The sequence below is a fragment of the Runella defluvii genome (assembly GCF_014195535.1).
GTDB lineage: Bacteria > Bacteroidota > Bacteroidia > Cytophagales > Spirosomataceae > Runella > Runella defluvii.
Map to the genome: position 1 here is coordinate 184,431 of NZ_JACIBY010000010.1, position 19,397 is coordinate 203,827.

General features: G+C 47.3%; 12 protein-coding genes. 6 read left to right on the forward strand and 6 right to left on the reverse strand.

Going from position 1 to position 19,397, the window contains the following annotated elements; translation table 11 throughout:
- Nucleotide 1: 1 nt before the first annotated feature.
- Entirely contained in the window at nt 2–2,155 is a 2,154-nt protein-coding gene (locus tag FHS57_RS21405) for a xanthine dehydrogenase family protein molybdopterin-binding subunit (protein WP_183977277.1), read from the forward strand.
- A gap of 58 nt (nt 2,156–2,213) precedes the next feature.
- Here the strand turns inward: FHS57_RS21405 and FHS57_RS21410 are convergent, their stop codons facing one another.
- On the reverse strand, nt 2,214–3,212 hold the full coding sequence (locus FHS57_RS21410; protein ID WP_183977279.1) for a glycoside hydrolase family 43 protein: 999 nt from the start codon (nt 3,210–3,212) through the stop codon (nt 2,214–2,216).
- A gap of 257 nt (nt 3,213–3,469) precedes the next feature.
- On the opposite strand from FHS57_RS21410, the gene FHS57_RS21415 reads away from it, so the two are divergent.
- The 3 genes from FHS57_RS21415 to FHS57_RS21425 all read left to right on the forward strand — a co-directional run bounded on the left by FHS57_RS21415 (nt 3,470) and on the right by FHS57_RS21425 (nt 6,383).
- Nucleotides 3,470–5,263, forward strand: coding sequence for an acyl-CoA dehydrogenase (locus FHS57_RS21415; protein ID WP_183977281.1), 1,794 nt, complete (start codon nt 3,470–3,472; stop codon nt 5,261–5,263).
- Nucleotides 5,264–5,375: 112 nt separating this feature from the next.
- Nucleotides 5,376–5,891 carry a uridine kinase family protein gene (locus FHS57_RS21420; RefSeq protein ID WP_183977283.1) on the forward strand — a complete coding sequence of 172 codons (516 nt, stop codon included), beginning with the start codon at nt 5,376–5,378 and terminating at the stop codon, nt 5,889–5,891.
- Nucleotides 5,892–5,978: 87 nt separating this feature from the next.
- Nucleotides 5,979–6,383 (forward strand): Hsp20/alpha crystallin family protein, encoded by a 405-nt coding sequence (locus FHS57_RS21425; RefSeq protein WP_183977285.1) that lies wholly within the window; start codon nt 5,979–5,981, stop codon nt 6,381–6,383.
- Nucleotides 6,384–6,487: 104 nt separating this feature from the next.
- Here FHS57_RS21425 and FHS57_RS21430 read toward each other — a convergent pair whose 3' ends face one another.
- Complete coding sequence (locus FHS57_RS21430) at nt 6,488–8,044, reverse strand: OmpA family protein (RefSeq protein ID WP_183977286.1); 1,557 nt, start codon at nt 8,042–8,044, stop codon at nt 6,488–6,490.
- 744 nt (nt 8,045–8,788) lie between these two features.
- On the opposite strand from FHS57_RS21430, the gene FHS57_RS21435 reads away from it, so the two are divergent.
- Complete coding sequence (locus FHS57_RS21435; RefSeq protein WP_183977289.1) at nt 8,789–10,498, forward strand: VRR-NUC domain-containing protein; 1,710 nt, start codon at nt 8,789–8,791, stop codon at nt 10,496–10,498.
- Nucleotides 10,499–10,562: 64 nt separating this feature from the next.
- Here the strand turns inward: FHS57_RS21435 and FHS57_RS21440 are convergent, their stop codons facing one another.
- From FHS57_RS21440 to FHS57_RS21455, 4 genes are all read right to left on the reverse strand, one after another.
- Nucleotides 10,563–11,285: an SIMPL domain-containing protein gene (locus tag FHS57_RS21440; RefSeq protein ID WP_183977291.1), complete on the reverse strand. Its 723-nt coding sequence runs from the start codon at nt 11,283–11,285 to the stop codon at nt 10,563–10,565.
- Nucleotides 11,286–11,367: 82 nt separating this feature from the next.
- Nucleotides 11,368–13,353 (reverse strand): family 10 glycosylhydrolase, encoded by a 1,986-nt coding sequence (locus FHS57_RS21445; RefSeq protein ID WP_183977292.1) that lies wholly within the window; start codon nt 13,351–13,353, stop codon nt 11,368–11,370.
- Nucleotides 13,354–13,511: 158 nt separating this feature from the next.
- Nucleotides 13,512–16,106 (reverse strand): carbohydrate-binding domain-containing protein, encoded by a 2,595-nt coding sequence (locus FHS57_RS21450; protein ID WP_183977293.1) that lies wholly within the window; start codon nt 16,104–16,106, stop codon nt 13,512–13,514.
- Nucleotides 16,107–16,270: 164 nt separating this feature from the next.
- The gene (locus tag FHS57_RS21455) at nt 16,271–18,250 is read right to left on the reverse strand and encodes a M1 family metallopeptidase (RefSeq protein ID WP_183977294.1); all 1,980 of its coding nucleotides are present in this window, start codon (nt 18,248–18,250) and stop codon (nt 16,271–16,273) included.
- Between the two features lie 127 nt (nt 18,251–18,377).
- Between FHS57_RS21455 and FHS57_RS21460 the strand changes: the two genes are divergently transcribed.
- Nucleotides 18,378–19,394: a CobW family GTP-binding protein gene (locus tag FHS57_RS21460; protein ID WP_183977295.1), complete on the forward strand. Its 1,017-nt coding sequence runs from the start codon at nt 18,378–18,380 to the stop codon at nt 19,392–19,394.
- Nucleotides 19,395–19,397: the final 3 nt, after the last annotated feature.

The following is a 19,397-nucleotide window of genomic DNA, read 5'->3' on the forward strand; positions in this document are numbered from 1 at the left end:
CATGAGTAATAGAAGAACATTCCTAAAAACCCTCGGACTTTCGTCGGCGAGTTTTGTGCTGGGGGTATCGAGTTTTGCGAAAGGCAATGCCGTCGTAAACATGACTACCGACCCACTGTCGTTGGCCCTCGAAATCAACCCCTTTATTGTGATTCAGCCTTCGGGACAAATCACCCTCATTAACCCGCGTCCCGACATGGGGCAAGGCTCTACCCAAGCGGTTCCGTCGTTGTTGGCTGAAGAGCTGGAAGTAAGCCTCGACCAAGTAACCATTGCGCAGTCGGACGGAAAAGGAAAATACGGGAATCAAACCTCGGGTGGAAGCAGTAGCGTGCGCGCTTTATGGACGCCGATTCGTCAAGCAGGAGCGGCAGCCAAAGAAATGCTTATCAAAGCCGCTGCCCAGCGCTGGAGCGTTCCTGAAAGTGAATGTTATGTCGAAAAAGCAAAGGTGATTCACCGTCCAAGCGGAAAATCGTTGACCTACGGGGAAGTAGCAGACGATGCCTCAAAGCTCGAAATTCCGAAAAATCCTAAATTGAAAGACGCCAAAGATTTTAAAATCATTGGAAAATACGCACCTCGTTTGGACGTGCCTGCCCGCGTAACGGGAAAAGCCGTGTATGGTATCGACGTAGAAGTGCCAGGCATGGTGTATGCCGTGATGCTACACAGCCCGATGATTCACGGAAAAGTAGTATCCATCGACGACTCGGAAGCGTTGAAAATCAAAGGAGTACAAAAAGTGTTAAAATGCGAGCGCCCAATGCCGCACCGTACGTCGGAAGCCGTTGCGATTATTGCCGATAATTATTGGGCGGCGCTTTCGGCCAAAAAAGCGGTAAAAGTGCAGTGGGATAACGGTACGTTAGGGCAAACGTTGACAACGGCCGCTTACTTTAAAAAATGTGCTGAAGCCGCGACCAAAGAAGGGCTAAAAGCGGAAGAAGAAGGCGATTTTGCCGCGACGTTTGGAGCGGCTGCCAAAAAATTAGAGGCTGTGTATGAAACACCGTTTTTGGCGCACGCACCTATGGAGCCCGAAAATGCCATTGCGCACATCAAAGACGACGGTACGGCCGAAGTCTGGGCACCGATTCAAGGGCCCGACTGGGCATTGCGCGATTTGGCAGGGTATTTGAAAATAAAGCCCGAACAAATCAAAATCAACGTAGCGTTGTTGGGTGGAGCATTTGGACGTAAAGCGTACCACGATTTCTTATTGGAGGCTTGTTTTCTCTCAAAAGACGTGAAAAAGCCCGTAAAATTGGTTTGGACGCGGGAAGATGACATCACACAAGGCCCTTACCGCCCAGGCATGATGGCGCGGATGCAAGGAGGGGTAGATGCCAAAGGAAACATCGTGGCTTACCACCATCATCCGATTGGTGAGTCGATTCAGTTTCAGGTATTTAAAGCGCCTAGCAACAAACCCGACGACTGGGTATGTGGCGAGTTGAGTCAAAAAGAACAGAAATATAATATTCCTGCGTTTAAAATTTCTTATACCCACGTTCCTACCGAAATCCCTATCGTTTGGTGGCGTTCGGTGTATGCGTCCAACTTTGGTTTCAGTCAAGAAGGGTTTTTCGATGAGTTGGCGCACGCGGCCAACAAAGACCCATTGAAAGCTCGTTTGGAACTGATGAGCGATGCCCGTTTCAAAAAAGTACTAGAAACGCTGGCCGAAAAAGCCAATTGGGGTGAAAAACTGCCTGCGGGACAGGGAAAAGGCATTGCAATTTTCAAATCGTTTGGAAGTATCAGTGCCTGTTGCGTGACAGTAGCAAAACAAGGCACGGGCGTAAAAATCGAAAAAGTAGTGTCGGTGATTGACTGCGGTCATTACGTAAATCCCGATAACGTAAAAGCCCAAACTGAAGGAAATATTGTGATGGGGATTACGGCTGCGGTGAAAAAAGGCATCACCTTTACCAATGGCCAATCAGACCATACCAACTTCCACCAGTACCAAGTGATGCGGATGAACGAAATGCCCAAAGTAGAAATTCATATTGTGGAAAGTGGTGCAGAGCCAGGAGGCGTAGGCGAACCAGGACTCCCGCCGATTGCCCCTGCATTGGCCAATGCCGTTTTTGCCGCCACAGGAAAACGCATTCGTCGATTGCCTTTTGACTTGAATACGTTGGCATAACTATTATCTCTTATTTATCAAAAAGCCCAATGAACTCATTGGGCTTTTTTGATGGGGTTTAGTTTCTGACTCGCTTTGTTGGAATAATTACGGGTACAATGACCTCCTTTCCTTTTACGCTAAACGTGTAAACATTGGCTTTTTCATCCCATTGTTTTACGACTGGTACAATGCGTGTCCTGCGCGGGCCTACTTTTTCTAAAGAATTGTGAATGTGGTAAACATAATACAGTTGTTTGTCAAGTCCTTCAAACAGGTCTCCATGTCCTGAGCCGTTTTCACCAACGATTGAACGATGAATGATAGGATTGTTCTTATATTTTACCCAAGGGCCGTAGGGCGAATCGGCCACGGCATAGCCAATGGCATAATCGATATTCTGGAAATGGTTGGCTGAATAAAACAGGTAATATTTATTTTTCAATTTTATAACCGTAGGGCCTTCCATAATGGGGCCTGATTTAAAATTAGGCGTTGCCTCCCAAGATTCAGTTTGGTCAAAACATCTTTTCAGGGTTTCGGGTTTTATCTTTCTGGTTTTCAGGTCAAATTCGGCGGCATACAAGTAGTTTCCTCTGTCAAAACGGACACAATAGAGATAATATTTGCCGTCAGAATCCTTGAAAATATAGGAATCAATATTTTTCTCAGTGCCATCAATAGGCCCCACTTCTTTTTGCCTGTAGGGACCCAATAACGATTTTGATTCTGCCAAAACGGTTTGTTCATCGGCCGTATAGGTCATATAATAAGTGCCCTTATCTTTGAATAGTTGGGGTGCCCAGAAGCCCTTGGTGCCGAAGGTGTGGTCGCCTTTGGTCAGAACCATCCCCAGTGAATCTTTTGACTTCGCAGGGAGTGTCCATGTTTTCAGGTCTTTTGATTCTAAAAACGCAAATCCTTGCGGCCCATCGTTTCCACTTTTTGACCCAGTAAGGTAATACTTGCCTCCTTCTACATAGACGGTCACATCTGCAAAAAAAACTTCTCGCTTTGCCTGTGCTGATGCCTGTAGAGCGGAAAATAAAAGGAGAGGATAAATAAGAATTGATTTCATTTTTTCGGGTTACGATTAGTTATTTTATCTGGTAAACTAAACGCTACCTACTTATCTACTCAACGGCACCTCCTATTTATCCTGCCAGCCCGATAAAAAACGAGATGCTGCTGGTGGCTGTACTTCTACGATACGTATTGAAGACGTAAATATAATGTGTCTCAGGGCGTTCATAATCTCCCTTTTTTGTTTCAATGAAATTCCTCCTATATTTGCAAACCGTATGCTTGCATAATACCCAAAACACTTAACCTCCAATGGCACAATACTATAGCCGTCGTAATCTCAACTTTTTACTTCACGAAGTATTCGACGCCGCCTCGCTTAACAAATACCCGTATTTCAATGCTCACGACCGCGAAACGATTGATATGACGATTGATGCGGTAACCCAAATCGGGGATAATTTGATGTATCCTTACTTACGCGACCTTGACCGTAATCCCCCCGAACTGCATAACGGAAAAATGACGGTTCATCCAAAAGTGGGCGATTACCTCAAAGCGATGGGCGAAGCGGGTTTGATTGGAACAAGTTTTTCGTTTGAAGATGGTGGTCAACAACTGCCTGAAACGGTGAGTTCGTGCTTGGGCTTTATCGTCATGGCGGCCAACAATGGCATGATGTACACGGGTTTGACCTCAGGAGCCGCGGGGTTGATTAACTCGTTTGGTACGGATGAATTAAAACAAACCTACGTAGCCAACATGCTTTCGGGCAAATGGCAAGGAACGATGGCGTTGACCGAGCCTCAAGCGGGTAGCTCGCTTTCGGACATTACGTCCACTGCTGCTCCGCAAACCGATGGAAGCTATTTGGTTAAAGGGCAAAAAGTTTTTATCTCGGCGGGCGACCACGACCAGTGTGAAAACATCATTCACTTGATGTTGGCGCGTATTGAAGGCGCTCCCAAAGGTACCAAAGGCATTTCGCTTTTTGTGGTGCCAAAATACCGCCTAGATGGCGCTGACAACGACGTGACTTCTACGGGAGTATATCATAAATTAGGACAACGAGGTGTGCCTGCCATGCACCTCACCATGGGCGACCGCGACGACTGCCGTGGTTGGTTAGTGGGTGAGCCACACAAAGGGCTTTCGTACATGTTTCAGATGATGAACGAAGCGCGTATCGGCGTCGGGATGACGGGCGCGGCGATTGCGTCGGCGGCTTATTGTGCATCGGTGCAGTACGCCAAAGAACGTCCACAAAGTCGCCGTTTGAACGAAAAAGGCGCATTGGATAGTCCGCAAATTCCGATTATTCAGCACCCCGATGTAAAACGGATGTTGCTTTTACAAAAAGCCGTAGTAGAAGGTTCACTGTCGTTGTTGCTTGAAACGGCGCGTTGTGTTGACATTGCCCACGCTAGTGAAGATCCCGAAGAGAAAGAAAAATACCACCTCATCCTCGAATTGTTGACGCCAATTGCGAAGACGTACCCTACCGAAATGGGTTTGGTAGCTGTGAGCAATGGCTTGCAAGTGCTTGGAGGTTACGGATTTACGGAAGATTTTCCTCTGGAGCAATACTACCGTGATATTCGTATTACGCCTATTTACGAAGGTACTACGGGCATTCAGTCGCAGGATTTGTTGGGACGTAAAATGACCATGAAGGGCGGGAAACCTGCGCAATTGCTGTTTGCCGAAGTGGCAAAAACCATTGCTGAAGCCGAAACCCACGAGGAATTGAAGCCTTATGCCCAAAAGTTGAAAGCGGAGTTGGGACGTTTGCAAGAAGTAACGATGGCCTTGATGCCGTATGCCATGCAGGGCGACATTGAGCGCTACTTGATGGATGCAACGTTGTTTATGGAAATGTTTGGGATTATTGCCGTGGCGTGGCAGTGGCTGAAACAAGGAGTTGTGGCCAAAAATGCGCTCCTTACCCAACAACCTGAAGGCGACGAATTGGCATTTTACGAAAGCAAAATTCATACAATGAAGTTTTATTTCCACTACGAAGTGCCAAAAACGCTTGGATTGGCGGTTCGCTTAAAAGATACCGAAGTGTTGACCATTGAAACCGAAAAAGAGTTAGCACTTTAAAAGATAAAAATCAACAATTGAAAACCGAAGCAACAGTCCCGACAATTGTCGGGATTTGTTGTTTTTGAGGGACTTTGCTTTTAAGTTTGTGCTTTAACCTACCACAGACAAAATGATTATTGGTATCGGCGGCCGAAGCCGTTCTGGAAAAACTACCCTCGCCGAAACACTGGTTTGGCACGAACGTTCGCAAAACAAAAAGGCCATTACGCTGCACCAAGACGATTTTGTGAACCGAATAGAAGACATCCCACTCGTTCGCGATCACATTGATTGGGAAATCCCTGCCTCGATTGACTTTGAATTGTTGCGTAAAACAGTCGCTTTTTTGCAGACTCAATTTGACGTTGTGGTGGTTGAAGGGTTTTTAGCGTTTGCCGATGCTGAATTAAATTCGATGTACGACCGCTGTTTTTTTACAGTTATTTCGGAAGAAACCTTTCGGATTCGGAAAGCGGCCGATACGCGCTGGGGGCAAGAGCCCGAATGGTACGTGACGTACATTTGGGAAAGTTTCTTAGCCTACGGCCAACCTCCTGCTTCGCTGGCCAATCTGATGGAGATTGATGGGGCAAAACCGTACCCAATGGAAGAAATTGTGGAGTTTTTGCGCCATTCTGGCAGTTAGTACATTTGTTAAGAAGCCATTTTGTCGTGAAAATGGGGTTGGTATGTGGTTTGTACTTGTATCATCACACAGCAACCACTTACGACAATGAAAGCAAAGATTGAAATTCCGCAAGATATAATTACCGCCATCGACTACGCCAATACCACCAACGGAGGTATGAGCGAGCCTACTTTGGCAGTGCAGCAAAACGAAGAAGGGTATGAAGTCAAAGTCAAAAAAGCAGGAGTAAGTGCCGACAACTTTGGCCTAGATGTCGTCAATGACCGTCTTTGGGTATATCACTTCGTCGATCTTTTTGCCGAACGTCCCGAGGGACTAGACAACCTAAAAACAGCCCATACAATTGGTAGTTTGTTTTTGCCAAATGACGTGAATGTAGAGGAAATTGTGGCACGCTTTGATGCTCAAGCCAACGTGCTAAAAATTTCGATTCCCTTTAATCACGCCAAGCGAAACTTCCGTCGTCATATCGACATTGAGAAATGGTAAGTGCGAAGCGGCGCTCACACCCCGATTGACGTGCGAAGGGGTGCTCACACCCCGACGTATGCGGAAAACTGTGAGCACCCCTTTATTTGAGTAAAATAGAGCCTTTATTTCTTCAAAATCTTGAACTCTACCCGACGGTTGATTTGGCGTCCTTCTTCGGTGTCGTTGGTGGCTTTTGGTTTGGCTTCTCCGTAGCCTTTACTTTGCACGCGGTCGGGTTCAATGCCCTTGCCAATAAAATATTCCCGTACTGAATCAGCACGTTCTTGCGAAAGTTTTAAGTTGGCAGCATCCGTACCAACGTTATCGGTATGCCCTCCAATTTCCATCACCAAGCCTGGATTTTCGTTGAAAGTGAGCACCATACGGTCTAGCTCAGCATTAGATTCGGGACGTAAAGCTGCTTTACCAGTATCGAAAAAGAGGTTATTGAGTACCCCAACCGCATTGATTTCAATCGGTACAAGCGTAAGGTTGGTTCCGTTTACTTCCTGAAACCCACCTTTCATGTTGGTAAGGTCGATGCTTTGAGCTTCGGCAATAAAGTCTTTCGCCACTGCCCGCACGCCATATTTCACACCCTTGGGCAACACAATTTTGTACTCTCCCGTGCGGGGGTCAGTTTGAGCAGTTCCCACTTCCGTACCATCAGCAAGGTTTTCGTAAATGATGCGAGCGTCAATCGGTTTACCCGTTTTGGTATCAACAACCTTTCCACTCACCAATGCTACTGGGTCAGGCGCAGGTACGATAGGTGCGGCAGAAGGCTCGTCCGATTTGATTTTAATGCGAACGATGTCTCCTTTGCCGAGGGTATTTTTCTTTGAAACCATGTAGGCATAATCACCTGCTGCTGCAATGGCATAATAGGCATCGTAGCCATCGGTATTGATAGCTGGGCCTAGATTGACAGGTTTTGACCAGCGCTTCCACGTTTTATCAATGCGTTTGGTATAATAAATATCGTTGCTACCTTGTCCCCCTGGGCGGTCGCTTGAAAAATAAATGGTGGCACCGTCAGAGGCCAAAAAGGGTGTTGTTTCCGTAAAATCGTCGGTATTTACTTCTACGCCGAGGGTTTGTGGTTTGGTCCAAGTGCCATTTTTTTGGAGAAAACTTACGTACAAATCGTCTTTGGTACTGCGTTTTTTCTCGCTAAAAGCCATGAGCAATGTTTTGCCATCGTTCGATAAAAAACCGCACATGTATTCGCCTTTACTCATTCCTTCCAATCCTGGAATATTCAATTTACTGGGAGCCGACCAGCCATTGACAGTACGCTTACTAAACGAAAATCCGCGCGTTTCGTAGGCACCACGGTCGTAAGCGCCCATAATCAGCAAGGTATTGCCATCGGGTGTGACACTGTACGCACAGTTGTATTCTTCTTTGTTGAGCGGAGGAGTCATTCGTTTGGCCAAACTCCATTGGCTATTTTGCCACTCCGAAAACCAAATGTCTTGGCTTCCTTCTTGACCGTGGGCGTTTTGGGGATGACTTACCCGCCCAAAATAGAGGGTTTTGCCGTCGGGAGAAATGACGGGGTTGATTTCGTTGTATTCGGAGTTGATGGCATTGCCCAAGTTTTCGACTTTAGGCTGGGCAAAAACAATCGCAGTTGGAAAAATAAAACAGCTAAAAGCAATAAGAGTTGACTTCATTTCAAAATGGAAGTTAGAGGCTTTTCTACGCTAAAAAGCGAATTTCGTACCATTTTAACGAAATAGTTGCTAAAATTGATATTCAAAACATTTTTGTGGGCAAACTTACGACATTTGTCCGCAAAAGCGCGTGTCAGCGGTTACAATAACCGCTGGTCGGTTTCTCAAAACCGAATGTTGTGAACGAGGTTTTGAGAAACCTCGGTGTTGGATTTGAGAATCCAACGGCACGTTTTTGTGTCAGCGGTTACAATAACCGCTGGTCGGTTTCTGAAAACCGAATGTTGTGAGCGAGGTTTTGAGAAACCTCAGTGTTGGATTTGAGAATCCAACGGCACGCATTTGTGTCAGCGGTTACAATAACCGCTGGTCGGTTTCTCAAAACCGAATGTTGTGAGCGAAGTTTTGAGAAACCTCGGTGTTGGATTTGAGAATCCAACGGCACGTTTTTGTGTCAGCGGTTACAATAACCGCTGGTCGGTTTCTGAAAACCGAATGTTGTGAACGAGGTTTTGAGAAACCTCAGTGTTGGATTTGAGAATCCAACGGCACGCATTTGAGAATCCAACGGCACGCATTTGCACGTTTTTGTGTCAGCGGTTACAATAACGGCTGGTCGGTTTCTGAAAACAAGAGTTGTGAACGAGGTTTTGAGAAACCTCAGTGTTGGATTTGAGAATCCAACGGCACACCTTTGCGATTCCAAAGCTACAATCAAACAATAACCCATTCAAACCCTCACAAATGGAGTCGCTAGTACCCAACGAAGCCACACCTCCCGTCGAACTTCCGCCCAAGTATTACCTTGATTACTTTTTGTTTCTGGTTGATTTTGTGGAAAAACTTTACGGAGAAATCCTCAATGAAGCCGAACAACAGTTTATCGCCGATTTTCGAGCGCTGTCGGAAGATGCTCAGTGCCTTTTTGTGCGATTCAGTAATCGGAGAGGGCTTTTTTTTAGAACCAATAAGTTGAAATACAATGAACTCGAAGATATTCCTGCGGCACTTTACGAACTGGAAGAACGCGGTTTTATTGAACCTTTGGAGGTAAAACACGAAGCTTATGCCAGCGAAATCCTGAATTTATTTACCAAAGACGAATGGATAAAATTAGCACCTCCGACTGAATTATCGCTCAAACCCCTCAAAAAGCCCGATTTGATTCGTTTTTTGAGTCATACGTTTACGTTTGAGCTATTGGTATCGCGCATCAATTCCCCCGAATTGCTGGGGGAACCTGTGATTAAAGTAGGCTACGAAGTGGAGGTGATGATGCTAAAATTCTTGTTTTTTGGCAATCGTCATGCCGACATGACCGAGTTTGTGGTGCGTGATTTGGGCAAAGTGAATTTTGAACGTTACCGCGACGATGCTTACACGGCACGCTTTGGCACGCGCCAAGATGCTGAGGATAAATTTATGGTGTCGCTGACGGCGCAGCAATTCTATGAATTTCAGGAAGCAGCTACTCCGCCCGAAGAAATTTTCGATTGGTTTATGAACTGGCAATCGGCCTTGCATACGCTCAGCGACGTAGCCCAACCTGGGTATGTCAAGCTGATAAACCGAGTGGGGGCGTTTTTGGAGCGACAAAAATTACCCGAACAAGCGCTAACGGTGTATCAGTTGATCGACCAGATTCCGTCGCGGGAGCGTCGGGTTCGACTGCTGCATCGGATGGGGTTTGTGGAAGAGGCTATGGCGTTGTGCGAGGCGATTGCGCATACCCCCCAAAATGCCGATGAACGTTTTTTTGCGCTTGATTTTCAGGAAAAAATTACGAGTACCAAAAAACGGGTGAAAAAGAGTGTCACGCGGTTTTTGCAAGAATCGAGCAGTGTACAAGTCCCGATTAGCTATCGGTATCGGGTCGAACAGGGAGTGGCTGACTATTTTGTAGAAAAAGGTTACGGGGCTGTTCATGCCGAAAATTATCCATGGCGGGGGCTATTTGGGCTTATTTTTTGGGAAATTATTTACGATACTAACGTTCAGGCTATCCATCATCCCTTGCAACGGATGCCATCGGATTTTTACCAACCTGATTTTTACCGAAAACGTGCTCCCCAAATCCGTGAGCGACTGTCGGAGTTGGATACCAACGAAAAAGTTGCCCAAGTGCTTGAAAGTACGTTTATCGAAAAGTTTGGGATTGCCAACGTATTGGTCGATTGGAATGACATCTTGTTGGAATTGGTGAAATTGATTGCGCAAAGTCTCAGCCCGATGCAGCTGCGGGCTATTTTGCTCGAAATGGCGACGAATTTACGCGAAAACACCCGAGGTTTTCCCGATTTGATGGTGTGGAGCGAACAAGGACTGGAGCTCGTGGAAGTAAAGTCTCCGACCGACCACCTTTCGGCTCAGCAGCTGCATTGGATGCACTTCATGGCCGATTTGGGGGTCAATGCGCGGGTATTGCGCGTGGAATGGAAGGCCGATTTAGGCTAAAAAAAAACCTCCCGAAAGTTCAAAACTTTCGGGAGGTTGGAGTAGGTTGAAGATTGACAACCAATTATTTAATGCGGAACGTCGCATTCATACGGTAGCTGTACTTGATTTTTTCGTATTCAAGTCCACCGCCCGACTCAGGCATGGCATCAGCGGCCATCATTCGTACGTTGTACTGAGCTTGTTTGTACATCGGATAGACGTTGCCTTCTTCTACTTCGTGGATTTCGAGTACTTCGCCTAGTTTTTCACCGATCGACTCCAACAAATAGCCTGCTTTTTCCTTAGCCGCTTTGAGGGCGTTGATTTTTACTTGGCGGCGAAACTCCTCTTTTTTCGAGTGTTCGACCCGACTCATGTTTACGTATTCGACGCCACGGTCATCGACTTTGGCCATGAGGTCGTTGATATTATTCGCGTTTGAAAGTTTCAGTTGAAATTGCTTGGCGGCCAAAAAGTGTTGGGGTTTTTTCTTGCCCGTCCATTCGCGGTAGCCTGTTACGCCACTGACCGAAAGATTTTCTTTGGGCAAACCTGCACTTTTAACGGCTTCAATCAGTTGCTTTTCAAGCGTTTCGAGCGATACTTTGTCTTTCTGATTTTTTTCGTCTTTAAAATATTCTTTCAACGAAATAGTGAAATAAAGCTCGTCGGGTACGATTTCGAGTTCGGCAGTGCCTGTCACCTCGATTTTTTTGATGGGGTCTTTGTCCACGGTGGTAGATGTTTGAGCAAACATGGATAGGCTTGATACAAGCAAAACGGCTGTTAATACGAAACGTTTCATGGTTAGTAAAGAAAAATTAGATGGTTTTGGGCTAAAAACGTCAAAGTAGTCCCCAAATTGTGAATAGTTTTGTTAATGATTCCTAACGCTTCAAGGTGATTTTGGCGGTTTTCTGCACTTCTCCCGCCATGAGTCGGGCGTAGTAGGTGCCTTCGCTCATGAACTGTACATTGAAGTGAACGGTGTAATTCCCAGCTTCTTGCTGCTTGTTGACCACCAAAGCACCCACCCGCGTTCCGCGCGAATCATACACGTAAAGCGATACTTCGGCGGCTTCGGGTAAGCGGTAGCGAATGTTGATTTGTTGATTAAATGGATTCGGAAAAATTTGAAGAAACTCATCCGATTCGGTCGAAGCGATAGAAGTGCTTTGTGGTTTTGCAGGTGTTTTTTGTTCTTCCACTTCTTCTTCGTCGTCCTCTTCTTCTTCATTAGCGGCCGCAACGGCTTCCATTGGTTCTTCCGAATTAGCTACTATAGGCGCGTTCTTGAGTTGGGTTGCCAATGGTAGAATAATCTTTTCAGGCTCGGGCGCTGCCTCAATCGGTTTGGAATTGGTGGTTAAGCTACTGGCTTCCGTGGGTTGACTTTCGTTGTGCAGGCGATTAAAAGCACTCACCGTGTAGTTGTACTTGGTGTTGGGTTTTACTTGGGTATCGGTAAAACTGAAGGTAGATGCACCTTCGGTTTTTACCACAATGCTTCGAATGGCTTGGGCCGAGCGCAGGTCAATCGACGATTGTTGGCTGCTGCGATACACCACAAAATAGCGAGCTTTATCGCGCTCGGACGTCAACTGGTACGGAAAAGACCACGAGACAGTAACCGTGTTGTTATCGTTCAATTTTGCGGTTAGTTCTTTAGGGCTCGGTGGAGCTGCTTGGGTTTTCCAAGGCATGGCAGGCACCAACGCGGGACTTTGATACACTTCCTGACAAAGTGCATCGCAAAAGCGGTTGGGGTTGTTCCTAAGGGTTTTGGCGCTAAATAGAATACTTCCATGAACATTCTCAAACGAACGATTATAGCGCACTTGATTGGGCACTTCCAGCGGACGTTTCCAGTGGGAATCACTGTTGACTTTATAAACGCCGTGGCCGATGTAGAGATGAGGTTCGGAGACGTTATCACTCCACCACGACACCAATTGGGCATAATTGGCGGTCGTACTTCCCATGCTCCAATAGACTTGCGGGGCGATGTAGTCCACCCAGCCTTCTTGTACCCATTTACGAGAATCGGAAAAATTGCCCGAAAAAGCCTCAAAACCGCGTGAGTTGGAGCCTTCGGGCGAGCTGCTGCGGTTGCGCCAGATACCAAAAGGTGATACCCCAAATTTAATCCAAGGTTTGACGCGACGAATACTATCAGACACGGTTTTGACGAGCAAATTGACGTTATCGCGCCGCCAATCGGCTTTGTTGGTAAAACCTCGGCTGTAATTTTGGAAAGTTGCTTCGTCGTTGAGGCTTACTTTAGGAACGGGATACGGGTAAAAATAATCGTCGAAATGAATGCCGTCTAGGTCGTAGCGGCGAACGACGTCCATAACCACGCGGGTGACGAAGGTGCGCACTTCGGGCCGCCCTGGGTCGAGAATCCGTAGCGTTCCGTACGAAAGTAGCACATCGGGGTGCGTTTTGGCGATGTGGTTGGGTGCTAACGACGCCCGACGAATATCAGTAACGGCGCGGTAGGGGTTTATCCAAGCGTGAATTTCAAGGTTACGCTTGCGGCATTCTTGAATGGCAAAAGCGAGCGGGTCATAGCCAGGAGATTGTCCTTGCTGCCCCGTTAGCCATTCCGACCAAGGTTCGAGCTTGCTTTCATAAACGGCGTCACAGGCGTTGCGAATTTGGAAAAAGACGGCATTTAACCCCCTTAGTTGAATCAAATCCAGTAAATCGCGAAGTTCTTGCTGCTGTTGCTGCGCCGATAGCCCTTTTTGAGAGGGCCAGTCAACATTGCCCACATTGGCAATCCAGACCCCTCGAAACTCACGTTTGGGTTGGGCAAAAAGCGAACAACTAATCAGCAGTAAAAGAAGTGTATATTTCAAAAATGACATGGTATGAAAGCTCAACGTAGAAAACCCTGCAAAATTAACGCCAATCTCTCACATAATGGTACGTTTGGGGAAGAACAAAGTCAGGGGAGGGGGAAAAAGAAATAGCCGAGACACTGCGAAGTGCCTCGGCGTGGTATGAAGTAAAAGGGGAATAGTAATTAAAACGAAACGGTATTCACCGTAGCCGAGCTCGACGTCGTGGTGGTTGACTTGAGCGTAGCGCCTGAGTTAGAATACGTTCCGCCCGTATATAGGCCCCATCCCGACGAGTTGCCTATGTAACTTCCGCCCGTGTACGTTCCGCCGAAGTAGATTTTATACTGACCTCCTTTGGTTAAACTTGGATTTGAAAAATGGAAATAAGCCGAGGCCGTTTTGGGCTTAAACGTCAACAAGTCTTTCCCAGAGGCATCTTCAATATGAATCAGAGAGGTAGTGGCTACAGATGCACTTGATTTGATAAACATTCCAACTTGGGTAGAGGCCGTTCCCATGGCTTTGGTCATGTTACTAGCTGGTTCGGCTCCAATCAAAAAGCCTCCATTGACCAAAAAGTTTCCATTGACGTCGATGTCCTCATTTCCGTTTGCAATAACCGTTCCGCCTGAAATAGTGAAGTTGCCATTACTGTCAATGGCATCGGAACCTGTCACAATCACAATCCCGCCGCTTACCGTCAATTGGCTGTTGTCGTTCGACTCGGTTCCGCCCGAAACGGTGCCATACGAGGTATTTAAGCCATCATTGGTTGCGGTTAAGTTAACAACTCCGCCTGCGATTTTAATAATAATGGATTCCATGGCTTCATATGATTTAGTAACGTTTACCGTGCCATCATTGATGGTAATCGACGTTTCTGACTTTAAGCCATCATCGGTAGCGGCAATGTTGAGTTCACCATTGTTCATCACAAAAGAACCATCGCTCTTAAAACCTTTGGCTTCGCTGGTATTGGCCGTGTTATAGGTATATTTTGTCCCAGTAGCAGAAATAGTGGTGGTACCTCCGCTGATGGTTGCTGTTCCGTCAACGCTGATGCCTTTGGCACCCGTTCCTGTGCTGGTGACGGTTAATGTTCCGCCTTTGATGGCGAGGTTTTTGTCGCAGTTAATTCCCGCTGGGGCGGCAATGTCGGCGTCGGCTGTGTCGTAATAAGCTGCTCCAGAGGTGGTTATTTTAACCGTGCCCGAAGTAATGGTGCAATCGCCGCCCGTTTTGATTCCTTTAGAACCTTTGCCCGAAACGGTAAGTGTAACCGCATCGGTTGTGCCGATTGTCGTGTAACCTTCGCTTTTGATAGCGTTGCCTTTATCACCCGTCGTTGTGACCGTGATTTTACCTCCTTTTATCAATACATAAGGCGTAACGGCGGCATCAGTACCTTCGTAAGAGGCGGCAATTCCGTCGTTGACACTGTTGATGGTGACTACCCCGCCGTTGATAACAACGTAGCCTTCTTCGGCTTCGATGCCGTTACTTGTTGCGGCAGTTACGGTGACACTGCCGTTGTCCATTGCAAAATAATCATTGGCGTGAATACCATCGCTCGCTGCCGATTTGATGACGATATTGGCCTCGCTGACGTAAATGTAGTCGTCGGATACAATGGCGTGTTTGTTGTTACCCGTCACGTTCAGCGTACCTGTTCCCATAAAACTCAATTGTCCTTCGCCGAAAAGTGTTCCTTTTTGGTCTTCTGAGCTGGTGGCATAGGTGGTGCCATCGACAAGGGTGTTGGTTCCGATGACATTGATGGTTGCTTTTTTGCTCGACTGGCTATTGATGGCAGGGCCTGCGCTGTTGGTAATGCTAACGCCTTTGAGGGTGATGTTGAATTTGTATTCGCTGTAAATCTTAAAGCTGCCTTTGGTGGCAGTACCCGATAAAAGGTACACAATTTCTTTGGAGGTATTGGTTGATTTTACGGTGACATCAGCCCCGCTGGTAGTTACTGTTACGCCGTCGTTTTGGAAGGCATTACTAACAGAAGCACTGGTTCCTGAATAGGTAATCACAACGGTGTCTTTGGCAGTAGAGGCGGTGCTTGAAGCACTGATAGTTACAGAAACTGTGCAGGTTTGTCCGCCCAAACTCAAGTTAAAAACAGCCGTGCCCGTCGAAGTAGGCGTTCCCGCAATGTTATAGACCAGCGTGCCCGAGCCATTCGCCAGTGTACCTGCCGCCAAAGTAGCCGTAAGCCCTTCTACGCCCGTCGATGAAGCGGTGGAAACATCATAAGCACCGCCATTCCCGCCAGTGTAGGTGATGGTCACCGTACCCGTGTATGCTACGCCGTTGGTTCCTGTGGTAGGATTTACGGTTCCCGTGAGCGTTGCGACACTCGCTTTTGAGGCAGTGACAGGCAATGCTATCGAACACGATTGCCCACCTAAATCAATGGCAAAGCTGGCCGTTCCTGCGGTCGAAGGAGTTCCTGTAATGACAAAAGCAGCCGTTCCGTTGCCGTTGGATAACGTACCCGCCGACAAGGTAGCAGTTAATCCCGTCACGCCTGTAGAAGCAATGGCCGTTCCTTCAGCGTAGGAGGCGCCGTTTCCGCCCGTATAGGGTACGCTCGCGGTGGCAGTAAACGAAGCTCCGCTTGTAGCAGAAGCTGAGAAGGTAGCACTTGAACAATTTAATGATGTGATGGTGGCAGCGTTTTCGGCGGTGATTTCCTTGTCTTTACAGGCTTGAAAAACCAAAATAAGGGCCAAGACAAAGCTCGCTACTGCAAAACGTTTTTGATTCATGGTATCAGATGGTAAAAAGAGTATTGGTGTATCTATGTGTGTGTACTTTTGAGATTTACGTGCCTTTTTGCGTTTGCGTTGCAGTTGGAGGCTGTTCCTTGGGGAATAAAACACAAAAAAGCCGAGACCATTGCGGGCCTCGGCTGGAAATGAAAGTCACTTGATTAGTTCTCGTCGGGAGAAATGTAGCGAGCAGGTCGCCACGTATTATTGCGAGGGTTGACGTCAGGGGTTTTTGAATCTGGGTCAATCGTGACCGATTTAAGCGGCCCTTTGGTCGGGGCTTTAAACGTCCACGAACCACTGCGTTGAAAAACCTCAACAGGGAGTTGAATCCGCGTTTTTTTACCGTTAGTTTCTTCCAATTCTACGACGGCTGGTAAAGCCCACTGTTCTAAGTTTTCAATCGTAATGATAGAACCTTTGGCGGGACTTTGTTCTACGTATTGTACTTCTTTGACGGCTTGGTCGAGTTTGTAGTTTTCGTAAAACCATCCTTTCCAAAACCAACCCAAATCTTCGCCCGTGCCATCTTCCATGCTACGGAAAAAGTCGTAAGGGGTAGGGTGTTTAAAAGCCCAACGTTTTACGTACTGTTTAAAAGCATAATCGAAACGGTCGCGGCCTACTACCACTTCCCGCAGAATCTTGAGGCCAATCGCAGGCTTGTAATACGCATCCCAACCAAGATTAGTCGTTTTGATAACGTCTGGAATGGTAATGATAGGGTCGGCGCCGTCGCGGAAAAGCGTAGGGGCAATGTTCTGGATATCGTCCAAACGGTCTTGGTTGTACTCGCCGTCGTTGAATGCCTCGGTTGAAAGCATGTTGATAAAAGTATTAAAACCTTCGTCCATCCACGCAAATTTACGCTCGTTGTTTCCCACAATCATCGGAAACCAAGTATGCCCAAATTCGTGGTCGGTAACGCCCCAAAGCGATTCTTTTTTGTCGTTGTGGGCGCAAAAAACGATGCCAGGGTATTCCATCCCACCCACAATTCCTGCCACGTTACTGGCGACGGGGTAGGGGTATTCGAGTAAATATTTTGAATAAAATTCTAAACAACCTTTTACGTATTCTGTGGAGCGTCCCCAACTGTCATTACCCGCACTTTCGACAGGGTACACCGACTGCGCCAAAGCAGGTTTACCGCTGGGAAGGTTCATTTTGGCGGCATCCCAAACAAATGACTGCGAAGTAGCCCAGGCTACGTCGCGGGCGTTAGTACAACGGAAGCGCCACGTGAGCATTCCTTCTTGTTTGGGGCGAGAGTTTTTGTCTTTCACCTCTTTTTCGGTGCGAATCATCACCGTTTTGTCGCTTTTACGGGCTTCTTCAAGGCGTTTGAGTTGCTCCGAAGTGAGTACTTCGGTAGGGTTGAGCAATTCACCCGAACCTACCACAATGTGGTTCCAAGGTACGGTGACGCTGTATTCATAATCGCCATAATCTAAGTAAAATTCGCCCGCGCCAAGGTAGGGCAATACGTTCCAGCCTTCGATGTCATCAAAAACGCACATGCGAGGATACCACTGCGCCATTTCGTAAACTATGCCGTTGCGCGTGTCGAGTTTTCCCATGCGGTCGGAGGCGTACGACGGAATTTTAAACGAATAAGTGACTTTGACTTTGATAACGTCGCCACCCGACTTGAGCGGCTCGGCTAGGCGAATCTGCATACGGGTATCATCGACAATGTACTCGGCAGGTGCCGCTTTGCCTTTTCCTTGCTGGACGGTCACGGTGCTAACCACGTAGCCGCCCTCAAACCCCGAATTGCCATAACGCCCACCACTGAGCGGCGTTGTTTTGCCGCTGCGAGAGTTATCGTTGAAGGCGTTTTGGTCGAGTTGGAGCCAGAGGAAAGGGAGCGTTTCGGGGCTGTTGTTGGTGTACGTAATTTCTACTTCACCGCTGACTTGATTAGCGCCCTCATCGAGGGTAGCTGCAATTTTATAGTCGGCACGATTTTGCCAATAACGAGGCCCTGGAGCACCGCTTCCTGTTCGAAACTCATTGGCAGGTTGGTAGTTAAACAATGGGTTAAATAATACGTGTGGATCGTATTTGGAGGTCGTGGGTTGGGCATGGCTCAACGTGGCAAGACCAATTAAAAATAAAAGACAGAGTTGTCGAAACATTTTAGTGAAATTTGCAGAAAAACGAAGGTAAAACAGAATTGTTGTAAAACGTAACAAAGACAATTAGAATCGCCAATTTTGGGCGTATTTTCCCCCAATTTGGGGTAAAAGAAAAAAATAAGAACGTATGGCATTACAAAAAATACCCGTCAATTTGATCACAGGTTTTTTGGGCGTAGGCAAAACGACAACGCTCCAAAATATCCTCAAACGCAAACCCGCCGATGAACGCTGGGCGGTGATTATCAATGAATTTGGGTCGGTTTCCATTGACCACACGCCTTTTGCGGGTGCGGACGAAAATGGACTAGTAGTGAAAGAGGTCGCGGGGGGCTGCATTTGTTGCTCCGCCAATCTGCCCATGCAAATGACCCTGACGCTGGTGCTGCGCCAAATCAAGCCGCATCGGATTTTGATTGAGCCCACGGGAATGGGGCATCCAGAGGCCATTTTGGACATGCTTCGTGGAAAATTTTTGAAAGACGTACTTGATATTCGGGCGACGGTGTGCTTGGTGGACCCTCGGCAATGGGACAAAGAGGAATACCGCGAGCACGAGACGTTCATTGACCAAATTACGCTTTCCGATGTGTTGATTGCCAACAAAATAGACCTCGCAGGGGAAGAATTGACGCGTGAGTTTTTGGGCTGGGCCAAAGAACTGTTTCCGCCGAAGATTCTAATTGGAGCGGTCGCACAGGGCGATGTTGACCCTCATTGGTTGAATATCGAGCCTTTTCCCAATCGCAAAGCGTTGCACCCCAATGCCCATGAGCACGAACATCACCACCACCATCATCACGATGAAGCACACGACTTACCGATTCCTGAAGTGGGCAAGCCGTTGATGAAAGAAAGCCACGGTTTAGGAAGATACAGCTGCGGTTGGGTATTCTCGCCCGATGAGGTCTTTGATTTGCAAAAGTTAAAAGCTTGGGTGACTTCCCTTAAACATGTCGAACGAGTAAAAGGAGCGTTTCGGACGGGCGTCGATTGGGTCTTGATTAATTCAGTTCGAGGCGAGTTTTCGATTGAGTACCTTGCTTACCGCCGCGACAGCCGCGTGGAGTGCATCGGAGGTAACCCGCTTCCGTGGAAGACCTTGGAAGAAGGTTTGAAAGGTTGTTTGTTGGAACAAAAATAACCC